This window comes from Phenylobacterium sp. (assembly GCF_036563285.1).
GTDB lineage: Bacteria > Pseudomonadota > Alphaproteobacteria > Caulobacterales > Caulobacteraceae > Phenylobacterium.
This window is the reverse complement of the sequence record NZ_DATCMR010000006.1, coordinates 201552-215501: the sequence shown is the minus strand read 5'-3', so window position 1 is coordinate 215501 and position 13950 is coordinate 201552. Positions and strand designations below refer to the sequence as shown.

The following is a 13950-nucleotide window of genomic DNA, read 5'->3' as shown; positions in this document are numbered from 1 at the left end:
CCTGAAGTGACGCCCGCGAAAGCGGGCGTTTTCTTTTGCGCCTACTCCGCCGGCTCCGGCGCCACCGGCACCAGGATCTCGCCGCCGCCGGCGCGGAACTTCTGCGCCATCTCGGCCATGCCGGTGTCCACCTCGTTCTGCGCCCGGGCGGCGTCGCGGATGTCCTGGCTGATCTTCATCGAACAGAACTTCGGCCCGCACATGGAGCAGAAGTGGGCGGTCTTGAACGCCTCCTTTGGCAGGCTCTCGTCGTGGTACTCGCGCGCCGTCTCCGGATCGAGGCCGAGGTTGAACTGGTCCTCCCAGCGGAACTCGAAGCGGGCCCGGGATAGCGCGTCGTCCCGGGCGCGCGCCGTCGGATGGCCCTTGGCCAGGTCCGCGGCATGGGCGGCGATCTTGTAGGCGATCACCCCGTCCTTGACGTCCTGCCGGTCGGGCAGGCCCAGGTGCTCCTTTGGCGTCACGTAGCAGAGCATCGCCGTGCCGAACCAGCCGATCATCGCCGCGCCGATGGCCGAGGTGATGTGGTCGTAGCCCGGGGCGATGTCGGTGGTCAGCGGGCCAAGCGTATAGAACGGTGCCTCGTGGCAGTGCTTCAGCTGCTCGTCCATGTTGGCCTTGATCTTGTGCATCGGCACATGGCCGGGGCCTTCGATCATCACCTGGACGTTGTGCTTCCAGGCGACCTTGGTGAGCTCGCCCAGCGTGCGCAGCTCGGCGAACTGGGCCTCGTCATTGGCGTCCGCGATCGAGCCGGGGCGCAGGCCGTCGCCGAGGCTGAACGAGACGTCGTAGGCCCGCATGATCTCGCAGATCTCTTCGAACCGCTCATAGAGGAAGTTCTCGCGGTGATGGGCCAGGCACCACTTGGCCATGATCGAGCCGCCTCGTGACACGATGCCGGTCACCCGCTTCGCCGTCAGCGGGATGAACGGCAGCCGCACGCCGGCGTGGATGGTGAAGTAGTCCACCCCCTGCTCGGCCTGTTCGATGAGGGTGTCGCGGAACACCTCCCAGTTCAGGTCCTCGGCGACGCCGCCGACCTTCTCCAAGGCCTGGTAGATCGGCACGGTGCCAATGGGCACGGGCGAGTTCCTGACGATCCAGTCGCGGATGTTGTGGATGTTGCGCCCCGTCGAGAGGTCCATGACGGTGTCGGCCCCCCAGCGGATCGCCCAGACCATCTTGTCGACCTCGTCGGCCACGGTGGAGAGCACCGCGGAGTTGCCGATGTTGGCGTTGACCTTGACCAGGAAGTTGCGGCCGATGGCCATCGGCTCCAGCTCGGTGTGGTTGATGTTGGCCGGGATGATCGCCCGGCCGCGGGCCACCTCGTCGCGGACGAACTCCGGCGTGCATATGTCCGGGATCTCGGCGCCGAAGGGCTCGCCGTCGCGGATGCCGGCGGCCTCGCGGCGCAGGTTCTCGCGGATGGCGACATATTCCATCTCCGGCGTGACGATGCCGCGCCGGGCGTACTCCAGCTGTGTGACGGCCACGCCGGCGCGGGCGCGATAGACGCGGCGCGGCGCGGTGAACTGCGGAGCGAGGTGCTCACCCTTGGCGAAGCCGTTGTCCTCCGGCTTCACCTCACGGGGCTGTTCGACGATCTCGACGTCGCCGCGGGAGACTACCCAGGGCTCGCGGACCTTGGTGAGGCCCTTCTCGATATCGATGACCGCGGTCGGGTCGGTGTAGGGGCCGGAGGGGTCGTAGAGGGTCAGCGGCGGCTCGTTCGCGCTCGGGTGCACCGCCACCTCGCGGAACGGCACGCGGATGTCGGGCCAGAGCACGCCAGGCTGGAAGACCTTGCGCGAACCGGGGCGTTCGCCGGTCGGGATGGCGCCGGCCTCCAGCTTGCCGATGGGCTTGTTCATGGCGTGGCCTCCGTCGTTGGACGGATCATGGGCGAAGGCTGGAAAGTCCCCTTCCCTTCGCCGGCATGACCCGGATCAGGTTCGACGGGTCGCGGGGCGAACCCGCCTCTCAGCCGCTCTGGCGGCTCCCCGAGGAAGGCCTGGACCGTAGGCCCGATGCGGCGGCCGCACCAGCCTCAAATGACCAGCCAGGAACAGCCCCTCGCGTGCTAGGTTTCTCTTGGGGACGCAGGAGTAGGAGGACCCGCTCATGAAGCTCGCCCTGTTTGCCCTGGCCGGCGCCGCGACGGCGCTCGCGGCCTGCGCTGACTACCCGCCCCCGCCGCCCGGCGCGGTGGCCGTCGCGCCGCCGCCGGCGAGCGCGGTGGTGCCTGGACAGCTGGCGCCGGGACAGTGCTTCCGCACCAGCGACATCCGCAACCACACCATCGGCGACGACCACACCCTGTTCCTCGATGTGCGCGGCCGCGACGTCTACCAGGTGACCATGCACGGCTCCTGCCTCGCGGGCGCGACCTCGTCCGACCCCCTGGTGATGCGCCAGCCGCCTGGGTCGCACATCGCCTGCCGTCCGATCGACCTGGACATCTCGATCAGCCGCGGCGGCGGGCCCGCCACGCCCTGCATCGTGGACACCATGATCCGGCTGACGCCCGAGCAGGTCGCCTCGCTGCCGCCGAGGGTGCGCCCCTAAGCTCCCGCGGACGGGAATAATGGTCTAAGGCGGGGGCATGCACCTCGCCCGATACAATCCCGTCCGCTTCGCACACCTGCCGACGCCGCTGGAGCCGCTGCCCGGCCTCACTGAGGCGCTCACGGGCGCCGCCGGCGACGGCCCGGCGCTGTGGATCAAGCGCGACGACGCCACCGGCCTGGCGGGCGGCGGCAACAAGACCCGCAAGCTGGAGTACCTGGTCGGCGACGCCATGGCGAACGACGCCGACACCCTGGTCACGCAAGGGGCGGTGCAGTCGAACCACGTGCGCCAGACCGCGGCCGCGGCGGCGAAGTTCGGCTTCAAGTGCGAGGTCATCCTGGAGCACCGCACCGGCAGCGAGGCCCACGACTACAACCGCTCCGGCAACGTCCTGCTGGACGAACTGCTGGGCGCGAAGATCCGTACCGTCCCCGGCGGGACCGACATGAACCAGGCGCTGGCGCAGGTCGCCGCCGAGGTCGCTGAGGCCGGCGGCCGGCCGTACGTGATCCCCGGCGGCGGCTCCAACGTGATCGGCGCCCTGGGCTATGTGGAGTGCGCCCTGGAGCTGGTGGCCCAGGCCAATGAGCTCGGCCTGGAGATCGACCGGATCGTCACGGCCACCGGCAGCGCCGGCACCCACGCCGGGCTGGTGGCTGGCCTCGCGGTAATGGGCGCGGACATTCCCGTGCTCGGCATCGGCGTGCGGGCCCCGAAGGAAGTGCAGGAGGCCAACGTCTTCAAGCTGGCCGTCGAGACCGCCGACCTCCTGGGCCACAAGGACCGGATCACCCGCGACATGGTCGTGGCCGACTGCGACTACGTCGGCGAAGGCTACGGCCTGATGGACGATGCGGTCATCGAGGCCCTGAAGCTCATCGCCCGTACGGATGGAATCCTGCTGGACCCGGTCTACACCGGCAAGGCCATGAAGGGCCTCATCGCCCTGGCCGGCCAGGGCGGCTTCGACGGTGAGACGGTGGTCTTCCTGCACACCGGCGGCGCGCAGGGCCTGTTCGGCTACCAGACGGAGCTGGAGGGGCGGCTGGGATGACGGAGTCCCTTACCCTCGGCGTCCTGGGTGGGATGGGGCCCGCCGCGACCCTCGACTTCCTGGCCAAGATCCAGGCGTACACTCCCGCCAAATCGGACCAGGACCACATTCGGGTGCTGGTGGACATCAACCCGAAGGTCCCGGACCGCAACACGCCCGGTTCGCTCGCCGGTCCGGTGCTGGCGGAGATGGCGGGCGCGCTTCGGGGCGCCGGCGCCGACGTCCTGGCGATCGCCTGCAACACCGCCCACGCGCACGCCGACCTGATCCAGCGCGCCTCGGGCCTGCCGCTGATCGACATGATCGAGACGGGCGCCACCGCGGCGCGCGAAACTGGCGCGATGCGCGCGGGCGTGCTCGGCACGAAGGGCGCTCTGCGGCTCTACCGCGAATACCTCGCGGCGCAGGCGATGGGGCTGGTGACCCTCGATCCCGAGCGGCAGGAGGCGTTCATGGCCCTGCTATACCGGATCAAGGCCGGCGAGCGTGGCCCGGCGGTGACACGCGAGATGAAGGCGTTCGCCGACGCGCTCGTGAAGATGGGCGCCGAGACCATCATCGCCGGCTGCACCGAGGTGCCCCTCGTGATGGGCCAGGAGGACACGCGCGTCGAGCTGGTCGACCCCGGCGAGCTGCTCGCCCGCCGCTGCGTCGCCGTGTGCCTAGGCTGGGAGACCGTACCAGCGGCCTTCGACGAGTGACCTTTCCCTCCCCTCAGGGGAGGGAAATCAAAGCCGCGCGGCCCTGAACGTGTCGCAGGCTGCGGGGTCGCCGGACTGCACGCCGACCCGGAACCAGCGCATGCGTTGCTCGGAGGAGCCGTGGGTGAAGGCGTCGGGCATGACCCGGCCCTGCGACTTCCGCTGCAGGGTGTCGTCGCCGACCGCTGCGGCGGCGCGCAGGCCGTCCTCGATGTCGCGGGCCTCCAGCACCACCTGCCCGTTGGACACTGCCGAAGCGTGGTGGACCCAGACGCCGGCGTAACAGTCGGCCTGCAGTTCCAGCCGCACGGCGCCGCTCTCCGCGCCACGAGCCCCCATGCGCCGCGACTGCTCCATGGCGCCGCTCAGGTTCTGGACGTGATGGCCGATCTCATGGGCGATGACGTAGGCGCGGGCGGCCTCGCCGCGGGCGCCGAGCTGGGTCTCCATGTCCTGCCAGAAGGTGAGGTCGAGATACACCTTGCGGTCGGTGGGGCAGTAGAACGGGCCCATCGCCGACTGGCCCATGCCGCAGCCCGTGCCCGTCGCGCGGTCGTACAGCACGATGGACTCCGGCGGCCGATACTGCTGGCCGCTCTGCGCGAACACCTGAGTCCAGACGGCGTCGACGTTGCCGGAGACGACGTCGACGAACCTGCCCGCCTCGTCGGCCGGAGCGCCGCGCACGCCCTCCTGCTGCTGGACCTGGCTCGCCCCGCCGAGGACGCTGGTGGTGGTCGAAGGATCGATGCCGAACACGAAGTAGCCGATCAGCGCCAGGATCACGCCGCCGGCGCCGACGCCGCCCACGGCGCCCGCCGGCCCCATGCCCCGCCGGTCCTCGATGTTGCCGCCGCCTGATCCACCCCAACGCATGGGCCTCGCCTCCTTCTGGTGTCGAAGGGGCATAACGCCGGTCGGGCGGGAGCGCTCCGCCTCAAATGATCACCGTCGGGGCTGCTGGGCCTGTCGGACGGCGGCGTTGGACGCGGCGAGGCGGTCGTCGGGGATGGAGACCAGGCCCGGAGACGGCGCCGGCTGGGCGGCGACGCTGGGCACGAACACCGGGGCGACCGGGATGTAGGGGCGGGCCTTCTGCGCCTCGACGGTGGCGATGCCCTGCTCGGCCCTCTGGCGGGCTTCCATCGCCATCAGTTGGTTCTCGATGCCGATGGTCCGCTGCTGCAGAAGCTGCTGCTGGGCCATGATCTCGGCCTGCAGGGTCAGGTCCTGCAAACTCGTCTGGGCGAGCGCAGGCGGCGCGCAGGCGGCGAGGGCGGCGGTGAGGATGAGGGCGCGCATGCCCCCAAGATGGGCCCTTGCCGGCGCTTGCGCCAGCGCCGCCATATCAGCGTCGCGTGACCGTGAACCGCGTGAGCTGCTGCTTAGGCAGGTCCCATTCCGGCTGCAACTCGAGCGCCTTCTGGTAGTCGAAGTAGGCCGACTTGGCGTCCTCCACGCCTTCGTAGGCCAGGGCGCGGTTGTAGTAGGCCTTGGCCGGCTGTTCGACGCCCAGCTCGATGCCGCGGTTGATGTCGGTCAGGCTCTCGGCGTAGCGCTGCTGGCCGATGAACGCCGCGCCGCGGTTCACATAGGCCTCTCCGAGGTCGCCCTTGACCCGGATGGCCACGTTGAAGTCACGCGTGGCGCCCTCCCACTCCATCCGGCGCAGCTTCATGACCCCGCGGTTGATGTAGGTCCCGGCCCGGTCGCGCGAGCTCAGCAGCTCGGTCTCGAGGGCCAGGGAGCACAGCTCCTCGAACTTCCTGTCCGACTTGCCGGTGAGCGCCGCCTTCGAGCATCCCTCCGCCAGGCCGCCGCCGATCACCGTCACGGCCGCGCGAGCCTCCCCGGCCGCGGCGAGCGCCGCCGTCGCAGCCGCCAGACCCAGCATTCCGGTCAGACGCTTGTTCATGGCCGCCTCCGTAAGCTCCCGCCGCGTAGCGACGTTATGGGCGAAGACTCCTCCCGCGCATGACGGGTGTCAACGTCACGCTTCCGTCACCTCGACGGTCACGCCGGACGGCGGAACCGGCGCATCTCGCGGTGCAGGATGTAGACGCCGCTGGCCGCTACTACGAGCGCGCCCAGGATGGTGGCCGGATGCGGGAGCTCGCCCCAGACCAGGAACCCCAGGGCCGCGGCCCAAATCAGCTGGGTGTAATCGAAGGGCGCCACGACGCCGACGGGGGCGACGCGCAGAGCCTCGGTCAGGAAGAGCTGCCCCACGCCGCCCAGCAGGCCCGCGAGGATCAGGAAGCCCATGGTCACCGGATCAGGCGTCACCCAGTGGAAGGCCGAGCCCGCCAGGCCCAGCACGGTGCCGGCCAGGGTGAAGTAGAAGACGATGGTGGGCCCCTTCTCCGTGGTCGCGATCTGCCGGATGGCGACCATGGCGCCGGCCGCTCCCAGGGCGCTGAGGATCGCCAGCGTGGAGCCCGCCGCGTTGAAATGGCCCGGGGCCGGCCGGACCATGATCAGCACGCCCACGAAGCCCACGAGCACCGCGCCCCAGCGGTGCCGCCCGACCGGCTCGGCCAGGATCAGGGCCGAGAGGGCGGTCATGAACAGCGGCGAGGCGAACTGGATGGCGGTCGCCTCGGTCAGCGGCAGGAGCTGCACCGCCGAGAAGCCGCAGACCATCCCGGTGAGCCCGATGGCCGAGCGCACCAGGTGACCCACGGGCCGGTTGGTCTTCAGCACCGAGAAGCCCGAGGTCTGCCAGATGTAGAGGCCGAGCGGCACGAAAGCGAAGGCGTTGCGGAAGAAGATGATCTCGAAGACCGGGATGCCGCGCGAGCCGGTCCACTTCACCAGCGCCGACAGGCCCGCCATGCAGACCATGGCGAGCACGCGGTAGCCGATGCCGAGGGCGTAGGTCTGCGGATTGGCGGTCACGCCCGCGATGTGCGGGCGTGGCGCTGCGGGGTCAACCTCGGCCGCGGCGGGCCGACAGCATCAGCTTGACGATCTCTTCGGTGACCTTCGGCTCCAGCCCCTCTGTGTGGCCCTTGTCGATCCGCACCACGTCGGCGACCACGCGACCGTCGCGGCAGTTGGGGTAGACGAAGACCTCGGCCTTGCCGCCCTTCGGCAGCCGGCCCCAGGACTTGGTGGCCGGATCCTGGCGCGAGGTGTCGTAGACATAGCCGGGCGTCGTATCGACCACGTCGCGCCGCTTCACGCGCGGGCCGCAGCCGTACTTCTTCGCCCACTCCGAGGTCTCCGGCAGGGCCGTGATCTCGTGCTCGCCGGTCGTATAGATGTGGGAGAAATCGCAATCGAGCGACGCGGGCGGCGTCGGCGCTGGCGGCCGCGGCGGCTCGGTGGCGGCGGCTTCGTTGCGCTGGGGCGGCCGGCCGGCCACCTGCGGCCGGCCGGGCTGTCCGCCGACGCGGCCGCCCGAGAGGCTTACGAAGCCGGTGACCTTCTGCGCGAAATAGGGCTGGCAGACGATCCGACGCGAGGTGGCGCCGCCCTGGCTGTGGCCCGCCAGCCAGAACGCCTTGATGTTCTGCTTGCCGAAGCGGTCGTAGACCATGTCGACGACGTTCTGCAGGTGGGCGTCGTCCTCCGGCCGCCACACCCTTGGCGGGGCGTTCGGCGTGATCACCACCAGCCGGTACTTGTCCTTCAGGTCGACGATCGGGAAGTAGTGCCGCTGCCAGTTCCCGTAGGAGCCGCCGCCGTGGAGGTTGAGCACCACGGTCACGTCCTCGCCCTCCTTCAGCCCCTTGGGGACGTCGAGGAAGAACTTCCGGCCGGTCTTGTTGTCCACCATCGGACCGCGCTCGGTGATCAGCGGGCCAGGGCAATTGGCGGCCGGGCAGCGGAATTCGGCATTGGGCGCGCCCTGGGTCCCGGCGGGCGTGGCCACGGCGGCCAGCAGGCCTGCGGCGGCTAGGATCGAAAGTCTCTTCATCGCGTCGCCTCCTTAGCTCTTCTGCGCCTTGCCCCCAGGGGCCGCGACCATGAGCTTGATGATCTCCTCGGTGACTTTCGGCTCCAGGCCCTCTGTGTGGCCTTTGTCGAGGCGGACGACGTCGGCGACCACCCGACCGCCCTGGCACTTGGGATAGACGTATGCCTCGGCCTTCCCGGGCCGCGCCTTCATGCCCCAGACCTTGTAGCCGGCCCGCGCATAGTCCCAGACGTGCCCAGGCCGGGTGTCGACGATGTCGGCCCGTTTCACGCGATCCGCGCAGCCGTACTTCTGGGCCAGGGGCGAGCTGGCCGGCAGGGTGTCGATCTCGTACTGGCCGACCGCGAAGATGTGGGAGAAGTCGCAGGCCGGCAGGGCCGCGTTCGCCCCGGGCGTCGCGGCGCGCGGTCGGGGATCGGGCGGCGAGCCGTCCGCCTTCGGGGGCCCGAAGGCGGCGACGAACGGCGCCTGGCCGACGCGACCACCGGAGAGGCTGAGCCAGCCGTCCACCTTGTCCTTGAAGAAGTCTGTGCAGACGATCCGGCTGGAGGTGAAGCCGCCCTGGCTGTGCCCGGCAAGCCAGAAGGAGCGGATGTTGTTCTTCCCGAACGCCTGGAACACCTGCTCGGTGATGTTCTGCAGGTGCGCGTCGTCGGCGGCCGGCGCCCACATGCGCACCCCCGGGCCTGAGCCGCCCATGCTCCCCATGGTGGCGGCCGTCGGGGTGGCGACCACCAGCCGGTACTTGTCCTTGAAGTCGTAGGCCGGGAAGTAGTGGCGCTGCCAGTTGGCGATCGACCCGGCCCCGTGGATGTTGAGGATGAAGACAACCTTCTCCCCGGGCTTCAGGTCGCACGGGTAGTCGAGGAAGAACTTCCGCCCGGTCTTGGCGTCGGTGGCGTTGCCGAGGTTGGCCAGCGCGCCCGACGTCGAGCACGCCTCCCCGTCGCACTTGGCCGGCGGCGGATTGGTGCAGGCCACTCCGCCCACGTCCTTGGCCGTCGCGGGCGCCCCCGCCAGGGCCGCAGCCGCACCGAAAGCGCCAACGACCATGGTGTTCAATCGCATCGGTCTTCCTCCCCGGCCCCCGGTCTTGCGCCGGGCGATATTCCGTAGCGTCATACCGCCACGTTGCGGCGGGAATGCAAGAGGATGGACGCGCGCCGGCTCGTCGACCTGGCCATCGAAGAGGATCCGCGCGCACCTTGCCTGTGGCTCCCGTCGGACATCTGGCCGGAGTTCTGCGCAGCGATCGGGCAGCAGCCGAACCTCGTCGGGGCGGTGATCTACCGTAACAAGACCATCCGGGACGGCGGCCCTTTCAGCGACATCACTACGCGCCGCGTCTGAGCGCGTTGACCCCGGCCGGCCCGTGGCTAGATTGCCCGCCCGCCCCTGTGCCCCAGTGGCGAAATGGTAGACGCGGCAGACTCAAAATCTGTTGGCCGAAAGGTCGTGTTGGTTCGAGTCCGACCTGGGGCACCAATCGTTCAGCGTGGACGCCGCGGCCCGTAACTGATAATCGTTCGCAAGAACGACGTCGGGACCCCGCTAATGCACGACATGCTCGCCGAGCCGATCTCTGGACGGCCGCTGGCCGCCGAGGCCGGCGCGCTGACGCCGCTGTCGAAGGCGCGGCCGGGCGACCGTGGTGTCATCGTGGACGTGCGCGCGGAAAGCAGCCGCGGCGACCATGGCGTGGCGCTGGAGGAGCTGCAGCGTCGCCTACTCGAGTTCGGCTTCGTGGAAGGCGCCGGCTTCGAGGTGCTCCACCAGGGCCTGTTCTTCCGCGATCCCATGGCGATCCGGGTCGACGACATGCGCGTGGCCCTGCGCCGGCGCGACGCCGCCGAGGTCTGGGTGCGTCTGGAGCCGCGATGAGCGAGGCCACCATGCCGACCTCCGCCCGCGTGGCGCTGGTCGGCAACCCCAACACCGGCAAGACCGCCCTCTTCAACGCGCTCACCGGCAGCCGCCAGAAGGTGGCCAACTACGCTGGCGTGACCGTCGAGCGGAAGGAAGGCTTCGCGCACACCGCCGGCGGCCGCACGCTGTCCATCCTCGACCTGCCCGGCACCTACTCCCTGCGCGCCCGCAGCCCCGACGAGGCGGTCACCCGCGACGCGGTGCTGGGCAAGCTGGCCGGCGAGGTCCCGCCCGACGTGGTGGTCGCGGTGGCCGACGCCACCAACCTGCGCCTGGTCCTGCGGCTGATCCTGGAGCTGAAGGCGGTGGGCCGCCCGATGGTGCTGGCGCTCAACATGTACGACATCGCCCAGCGCCAGGGCCTGCGGATCGACCTCGAGGGCCTGCAGCGTGAGCTCGGCTGTCCGATCGTCACCACCGTCGCGACCCGCAAGCGCGGCATCGGCGAGCTGGTGGAAAAGGTCGACGACCTCGCCCGCGCCGGAGCGCTCTCCACCGCCAACACCTGGCGCGAACCGGACGCCGCCGAGATCCGCCAGGCGCACCGCGAGGCCCAGCGGATCCTGAAGGCCTACGTTCGCCCGCCGGAGCGGCCGGACACCCTGACCGGCAAGGTCGACGCGGTCCTGCTGCATCCCGTGGCCGGGCTGGCGGTTCTGTTCGCCCTGCTGTTCGTGATGTTCCAGGCGGTGTTCAGCTGGGCGGGCCCGCCGCAGGACCTGATCGAGGCCGGCTTCGCAGCCCTCGGCGGCTGGATCGGCGGGGTCATGCCGGAGGGCCTGCTGAAGAGCCTGATCGTCGACGGCCTGATCGCGGGCGTGGGCTCGGTCCTCGTCTTCCTGCCGCAGATACTGGTGCTGTTCTTCTTCATCATCCTGCTCGAGGACTTCGGGTACATGGCGCGCGCCGCGTTCCTGATGGACAAGATCATGGGCGGCGCCGGCCTGCACGGGCGGGCGTTCATCCCCCTGCTCTCCAGCTTCGCCTGCGCGATCCCGGGGATCATGGCGGCCCGCGTGATCGATCAGAAGCGGGACCGGATGACCACCATCCTGGTGGCGCCCCTGATGACCTGCTCGGCGCGTATCCCGGTCTACACCCTGATCATCGGAGCCTTCATCCCGGACCGGGTCGTTGGCCCGGGGCTGAACCTGCAAGGGCTGGTGATGTTCGGCCTCTATGCGGCCGGCATCGTTTCGGCGCTGCTGGTGTCGTTCGTGATCCGCAAGGTGTTCTGGCGCGGCGCCGTCGAGCCGTTCCTGATGGAGCTTCCCACCTACAAGCTGCCCTCGGCGGAGAACGTGCTGCGCAACCTGCTGCTGCGGGCCCAGATCTTCATCGGCCGCGCGGGCCGGATCATCCTGCCGCTGATGGTGCTGGTGTGGTTCCTGTCGACCTTCCCCGGCCCGCCGGCAGGCGCGACGGGCCCGGTCATCGACTACAGCTTCGCCGGCATGATCGGCCACGCGATCCAGCCGCTGTTCGCGCCCATCGGCTTCAACTGGCAGATGGTGGTGGCCCTGATCCCCGGGTTCGCGGCCCGCGAGGTGGCGGTCGCCGCCCTGGGCACGGTCTACGCCGTGGGCGACGCCGAGGCCAACGTCGGCGCCCTGGGAGCGCGGCTGGCGGGAAGCTGGTCGCTGGCCACGGGCCTCTCGTTCCTCGCCTGGTACATCTTCGCGCCGCAGTGCGTGGCCACTCTCGGCGTGGTCAAGCGCGAGACCAACTCCTGGGCCTGGGTGGGCGTGATGTTCGGCTACATGGTGGGCCTGGCCTACCTGGCCTCATTCCTGGTGTACCGCGGGGCGGTGGCGCTGGGCTGGGGCTGAGTGGCCTCGTTCGTGCACGGGCGGCCCCTAAATCGCACCCCTGTCCCGGGATAAACCAGGGCGTGCAATTAACCATCTGTTCGCCTTACCCTTTTACGCGGCGCTAAAGTAGCCTGTGGCAAGGTCACTCCTGCCATGGGAAAGAACCTGGAAATCGCCTCCGAACCGCAAGCCGGCAAAAAGCCGGGCAAGGGCAAGCTGTCCCTCGCCAAGTGCGTCCGTGAGGTCCTCCTGATGCTCGGCGGCGAAGCGCACCGGGCTCTGGTGATCGAGCAAGTGGCCCGCACCCTGGGTCACGACGTCCGTCAAATCCCCGAGGAGCTGCAGAACGCCATCCTCCTCTCCTTCGAGGAGAACTGGCGTGACGAGCGGCGCCGCGCCACGTTCGGCTTCCATCTGCCGTTCGGCGAGGGATCGCACCGCTGGAGCGTGCGCGAGGCGACGGTCCACTAAGGACCCAAGAGCTTCAGGCCGTCTCGCCCGCGAGTTGTCCGGCGGCGGCCTGCAGCCTGCCCAGCAGCCGCTTCAGCAGCGCGACCTCCTCCGGGGATAGTCCGGAGATCAGCGCCGCCTCGTAGGCCAGCGCCAGGGGTGCGATCTCGGCGTGGAGGGCGCGGCCTTCGTCCGTCAGAGCCAGCACGTGGCTGCGGCCGTCGGCATGGTGGTCGCTGCGGGCGACCAGCGCCCGCTTCTGCAGGCCCTGGGCGGCTCGGCTCACGGTCACCTTGTCCATCACGGTGCGCGCGACGAGCTGGCCCTGGGTAAGCCCGCCATCCTCGGCCAGCACGCAGACCAGCCGCCACTGCGGGATCGTCAGGCCGAAACGGTCCTGGTAGGCCCGCGCGATCAGGCCGGAGACGGCGTTGGAGGCGACCGACAGACGGTACGGCAGGTAGCCGTCCAGCTGCAGCCCGGCCTCCTTCGCCGCGGCGCTCATGCCTGGCGCACCTCCTGCTCGATGGCGCCGAACACGGTGTGACGCCGCGCGTCCTTCATCTCGATCCGGACGACGTCGCCGGGCTTCAGGAACGAGGTCGCGGGCTTGCCGTCGTTGATCGTCTCGACGGTGCGCAGCTCGGCCAGGCAGGAGTAGCCGACGCCGCCCTGGTCCACCGGCTTGCCCGGGCCGCCGTCTGGACCGCGATTGGACACCGTGCCCGAGCCGATGATCGTCCCGGCGCCCAGCGACCGCGTCCTGGCCGCGTGCGCGATCAGCGTCCCGAAATCGAAGGTCATGTCCTCGCCGGCGTCCGCCTCCCCGAGCATGCGGCCGTTCAGCTCCACCTCGAGCTTGCCCTGCAGCTTGCCGTCCTGCCAGTTCGCCAGCGCGTCGGGCGTGACGGCGACGGGCGAGAAGGCGGACGCGGGCTTCGACTGGAAGAAGCCGAAGCCCTTGGCGAGCTCGTTCGGGATCAGGTTGCGCAGGCTGACGTCGTTGCAGAGCATCACCAGGCGGACGGCGGCCAGGGCCTCCTCGCGGCTGGCGCCCTGGGCCACGTCGCCGGTGACCACCGCCACCTCGGCCTCCAGGTCGCAGCCCCAGCTCTCGTCGGCGAGTGGGATCGGATCGCGGGGGCCCAGGAAGCCGTCCGAGCCGCCCTGGTACATCAGGGGGTCGGTCCAGAAGCTCTCGGGCATCTCGGCGCCGCGGGCCTGCCGGACCAGGGCCACGTGGTTCACATAGGCAGATCCGTCAGCCCACTGGTAGGCGCGCGGCAGGGGGCTCGCTGCATCGTGCTCGCGGAAGCGGTCGCGCGGCACCGAATTGTGCTCCAGGCTCTCCGCCAGGCCGCGCAGCTCGGGCTCCGCCAGGTCCCAGTTGTCGAGCGCCGCCTGCAGCGTCCGGGCGATATGGGTCGCCTCGGTGAACCAGGCCAGGTCGTTGGAGACCACCACGAGCCGGCCGTCTCGGCCGCCCTTCAGGGACGCCAGCTTCATCGGATC

At 69.9% G+C, this 13950-nt stretch carries 16 protein-coding genes, 1 tRNA gene and 1 riboswitch; of the genes, 8 read left to right on the top strand and 9 right to left on the bottom strand.

Annotated elements, in window-relative coordinates; translation table 11 throughout:
• Positions 1–41 precede the first annotated feature (41 nt).
• On the bottom strand, positions 42–1877 hold the full coding sequence (thiC, locus tag VIL76_RS05955) for a phosphomethylpyrimidine synthase ThiC (protein ID WP_332044079.1): 1836 nt from the start codon (positions 1875–1877) through the stop codon (positions 42–44).
• Between the two features lie 35 nt (positions 1878–1912).
• A riboswitch (TPP riboswitch) is annotated at positions 1913–2019 on the bottom strand.
• A gap of 108 nt (positions 2020–2127) precedes the next feature.
• On the opposite strand from thiC, the gene VIL76_RS05950 reads away from it, so the two are divergent.
• The 3 genes from VIL76_RS05950 to VIL76_RS05940 are packed head-to-tail and all read left to right on the top strand — an operon-like array spanning position 2128 to position 4329.
• Positions 2128–2571, top strand: a complete 444-nt coding sequence (locus VIL76_RS05950; protein ID WP_332044078.1) for a DUF6491 family protein — start codon at positions 2128–2130, stop codon at positions 2569–2571.
• A gap of 37 nt (positions 2572–2608) precedes the next feature.
• Positions 2609–3628 carry a D-cysteine desulfhydrase gene (locus tag VIL76_RS05945; RefSeq protein ID WP_332044077.1) on the top strand — a complete coding sequence of 340 codons (1020 nt, stop codon included), beginning with the start codon at positions 2609–2611 and terminating at the stop codon, positions 3626–3628.
• Positions 3625–4329 (top strand): aspartate/glutamate racemase family protein, encoded by a 705-nt coding sequence (locus VIL76_RS05940; protein ID WP_332044076.1) that lies wholly within the window; start codon positions 3625–3627, stop codon positions 4327–4329. The genes VIL76_RS05945 and VIL76_RS05940 overlap by 4 nt, the downstream gene beginning before the upstream one ends.
• A gap of 27 nt (positions 4330–4356) precedes the next feature.
• Here VIL76_RS05940 and ypfJ read toward each other — a convergent pair whose 3' ends face one another.
• The 6 genes from ypfJ to VIL76_RS05910 form a co-directional block, all read right to left on the bottom strand.
• Positions 4357–5205 (bottom strand): KPN_02809 family neutral zinc metallopeptidase, encoded by an 849-nt coding sequence (gene ypfJ, locus VIL76_RS05935; RefSeq protein WP_332044075.1) that lies wholly within the window; start codon positions 5203–5205, stop codon positions 4357–4359.
• A gap of 69 nt (positions 5206–5274) precedes the next feature.
• Complete coding sequence (locus VIL76_RS05930; protein ID WP_332044074.1) at positions 5275–5631, bottom strand: hypothetical protein; 357 nt, start codon at positions 5629–5631, stop codon at positions 5275–5277.
• A gap of 46 nt (positions 5632–5677) precedes the next feature.
• Positions 5678–6244 (bottom strand): hypothetical protein, encoded by a 567-nt coding sequence (locus VIL76_RS05925; protein WP_332044073.1) that lies wholly within the window; start codon positions 6242–6244, stop codon positions 5678–5680.
• A 98-nt stretch (positions 6245–6342) separates the two neighbouring features.
• Complete coding sequence (locus tag VIL76_RS05920) at positions 6343–7227, bottom strand: DMT family transporter (protein WP_332044072.1); 885 nt, start codon at positions 7225–7227, stop codon at positions 6343–6345.
• Positions 7228–7258: 31 nt separating this feature from the next.
• Positions 7259–8251 (bottom strand): alpha/beta hydrolase, encoded by a 993-nt coding sequence (locus tag VIL76_RS05915; RefSeq protein ID WP_332044071.1) that lies wholly within the window; start codon positions 8249–8251, stop codon positions 7259–7261.
• Between the two features lie 12 nt (positions 8252–8263).
• Entirely contained in the window at positions 8264–9319 is a 1056-nt protein-coding gene (locus VIL76_RS05910) for a hypothetical protein (protein ID WP_332044070.1), read from the bottom strand.
• An 84-nt stretch (positions 9320–9403) separates the two neighbouring features.
• On the opposite strand from VIL76_RS05910, the gene VIL76_RS05905 reads away from it, so the two are divergent.
• The 5 genes from VIL76_RS05905 to VIL76_RS05885 all read left to right on the top strand — a co-directional run bounded on the left by VIL76_RS05905 (position 9404) and on the right by VIL76_RS05885 (position 12459).
• Positions 9404–9601 (top strand): hypothetical protein, encoded by a 198-nt coding sequence (locus tag VIL76_RS05905; protein WP_332044069.1) that lies wholly within the window; start codon positions 9404–9406, stop codon positions 9599–9601.
• A gap of 49 nt (positions 9602–9650) precedes the next feature.
• Positions 9651–9736: transfer RNA gene (locus tag VIL76_RS05900), tRNA-Leu, on the top strand.
• Between the two features lie 78 nt (positions 9737–9814).
• Positions 9815–10132, top strand: coding sequence for a FeoA family protein (locus VIL76_RS05895; RefSeq protein WP_414695417.1), 318 nt, complete (start codon positions 9815–9817; stop codon positions 10130–10132).
• The gene (gene feoB, locus VIL76_RS05890) at positions 10129–12006 is read left to right on the top strand and encodes a ferrous iron transporter B (protein ID WP_332044067.1); all 1878 of its coding nucleotides are present in this window, start codon (positions 10129–10131) and stop codon (positions 12004–12006) included. The genes VIL76_RS05895 and feoB overlap by 4 nt, the downstream gene beginning before the upstream one ends.
• Before the next feature lie 135 nt (positions 12007–12141).
• Positions 12142–12459 carry a hypothetical protein gene (locus VIL76_RS05885; RefSeq protein ID WP_332044066.1) on the top strand — a complete coding sequence of 106 codons (318 nt, stop codon included), beginning with the start codon at positions 12142–12144 and terminating at the stop codon, positions 12457–12459.
• A 13-nt stretch (positions 12460–12472) separates the two neighbouring features.
• Here the strand turns inward: VIL76_RS05885 and VIL76_RS05880 are convergent, their stop codons facing one another.
• Together VIL76_RS05880 and VIL76_RS05875 are read right to left on the bottom strand one after the other, a co-directional pair.
• The gene (locus VIL76_RS05880; RefSeq protein WP_332044065.1) at positions 12473–12943 is read right to left on the bottom strand and encodes a MarR family transcriptional regulator; all 471 of its coding nucleotides are present in this window, start codon (positions 12941–12943) and stop codon (positions 12473–12475) included.
• On the bottom strand, positions 12940–13944 hold the full coding sequence (locus tag VIL76_RS05875) for a fumarylacetoacetate hydrolase family protein (protein WP_332044064.1): 1005 nt from the start codon (positions 13942–13944) through the stop codon (positions 12940–12942). The genes VIL76_RS05880 and VIL76_RS05875 overlap by 4 nt, the downstream gene beginning before the upstream one ends.
• Positions 13945–13950: the final 6 nt, after the last annotated feature.

Excerpts from the sequence above, each read along its gene's own strand:
- thiC (WP_332044079.1), bottom strand. The coding sequence starts at position 1,877 with ATGAACAAGCCCATCGGCAAGCTGGAGGCCGGCGCCATCCCGACCGGC.
- VIL76_RS05950 (WP_332044078.1), top strand. The coding sequence starts at position 2,128 with ATGAAGCTCGCCCTGTTTGCCCTGGCCGGCGCCGCGACGGCGCTCGCG.
- VIL76_RS05945 (WP_332044077.1), top strand. The coding sequence starts at position 2,609 with ATGCACCTCGCCCGATACAATCCCGTCCGCTTCGCACACCTGCCGACG.
- VIL76_RS05940 (WP_332044076.1), top strand. The coding sequence starts at position 3,625 with ATGACGGAGTCCCTTACCCTCGGCGTCCTGGGTGGGATGGGGCCCGCC.
- ypfJ (WP_332044075.1), bottom strand. The coding sequence starts at position 5,205 with ATGCGTTGGGGTGGATCAGGCGGCGGCAACATCGAGGACCGGCGGGGC.
- VIL76_RS05930 (WP_332044074.1), bottom strand. The coding sequence starts at position 5,631 with ATGCGCGCCCTCATCCTCACCGCCGCCCTCGCCGCCTGCGCGCCGCCT.
- VIL76_RS05925 (WP_332044073.1), bottom strand. The coding sequence starts at position 6,244 with ATGAACAAGCGTCTGACCGGAATGCTGGGTCTGGCGGCTGCGACGGCG.
- VIL76_RS05915 (WP_332044071.1), bottom strand. The coding sequence starts at position 8,251 with ATGAAGAGACTTTCGATCCTAGCCGCCGCAGGCCTGCTGGCCGCCGTG.
- VIL76_RS05910 (WP_332044070.1), bottom strand. The coding sequence starts at position 9,319 with ATGCGATTGAACACCATGGTCGTTGGCGCTTTCGGTGCGGCTGCGGCC.
- VIL76_RS05905 (WP_332044069.1), top strand. The coding sequence starts at position 9,404 with ATGGACGCGCGCCGGCTCGTCGACCTGGCCATCGAAGAGGATCCGCGC.
- VIL76_RS05895 (WP_414695417.1), top strand. The coding sequence starts at position 9,815 with ATGCTCGCCGAGCCGATCTCTGGACGGCCGCTGGCCGCCGAGGCCGGC.
- feoB (WP_332044067.1), top strand. The coding sequence starts at position 10,129 with ATGAGCGAGGCCACCATGCCGACCTCCGCCCGCGTGGCGCTGGTCGGC.
- VIL76_RS05885 (WP_332044066.1), top strand. The coding sequence starts at position 12,142 with ATGGGAAAGAACCTGGAAATCGCCTCCGAACCGCAAGCCGGCAAAAAG.
- VIL76_RS05880 (WP_332044065.1), bottom strand. The coding sequence starts at position 12,943 with ATGAGCGCCGCGGCGAAGGAGGCCGGGCTGCAGCTGGACGGCTACCTG.
- VIL76_RS05875 (WP_332044064.1), bottom strand. The coding sequence starts at position 13,944 with ATGAAGCTGGCGTCCCTGAAGGGCGGCCGAGACGGCCGGCTCGTGGTG.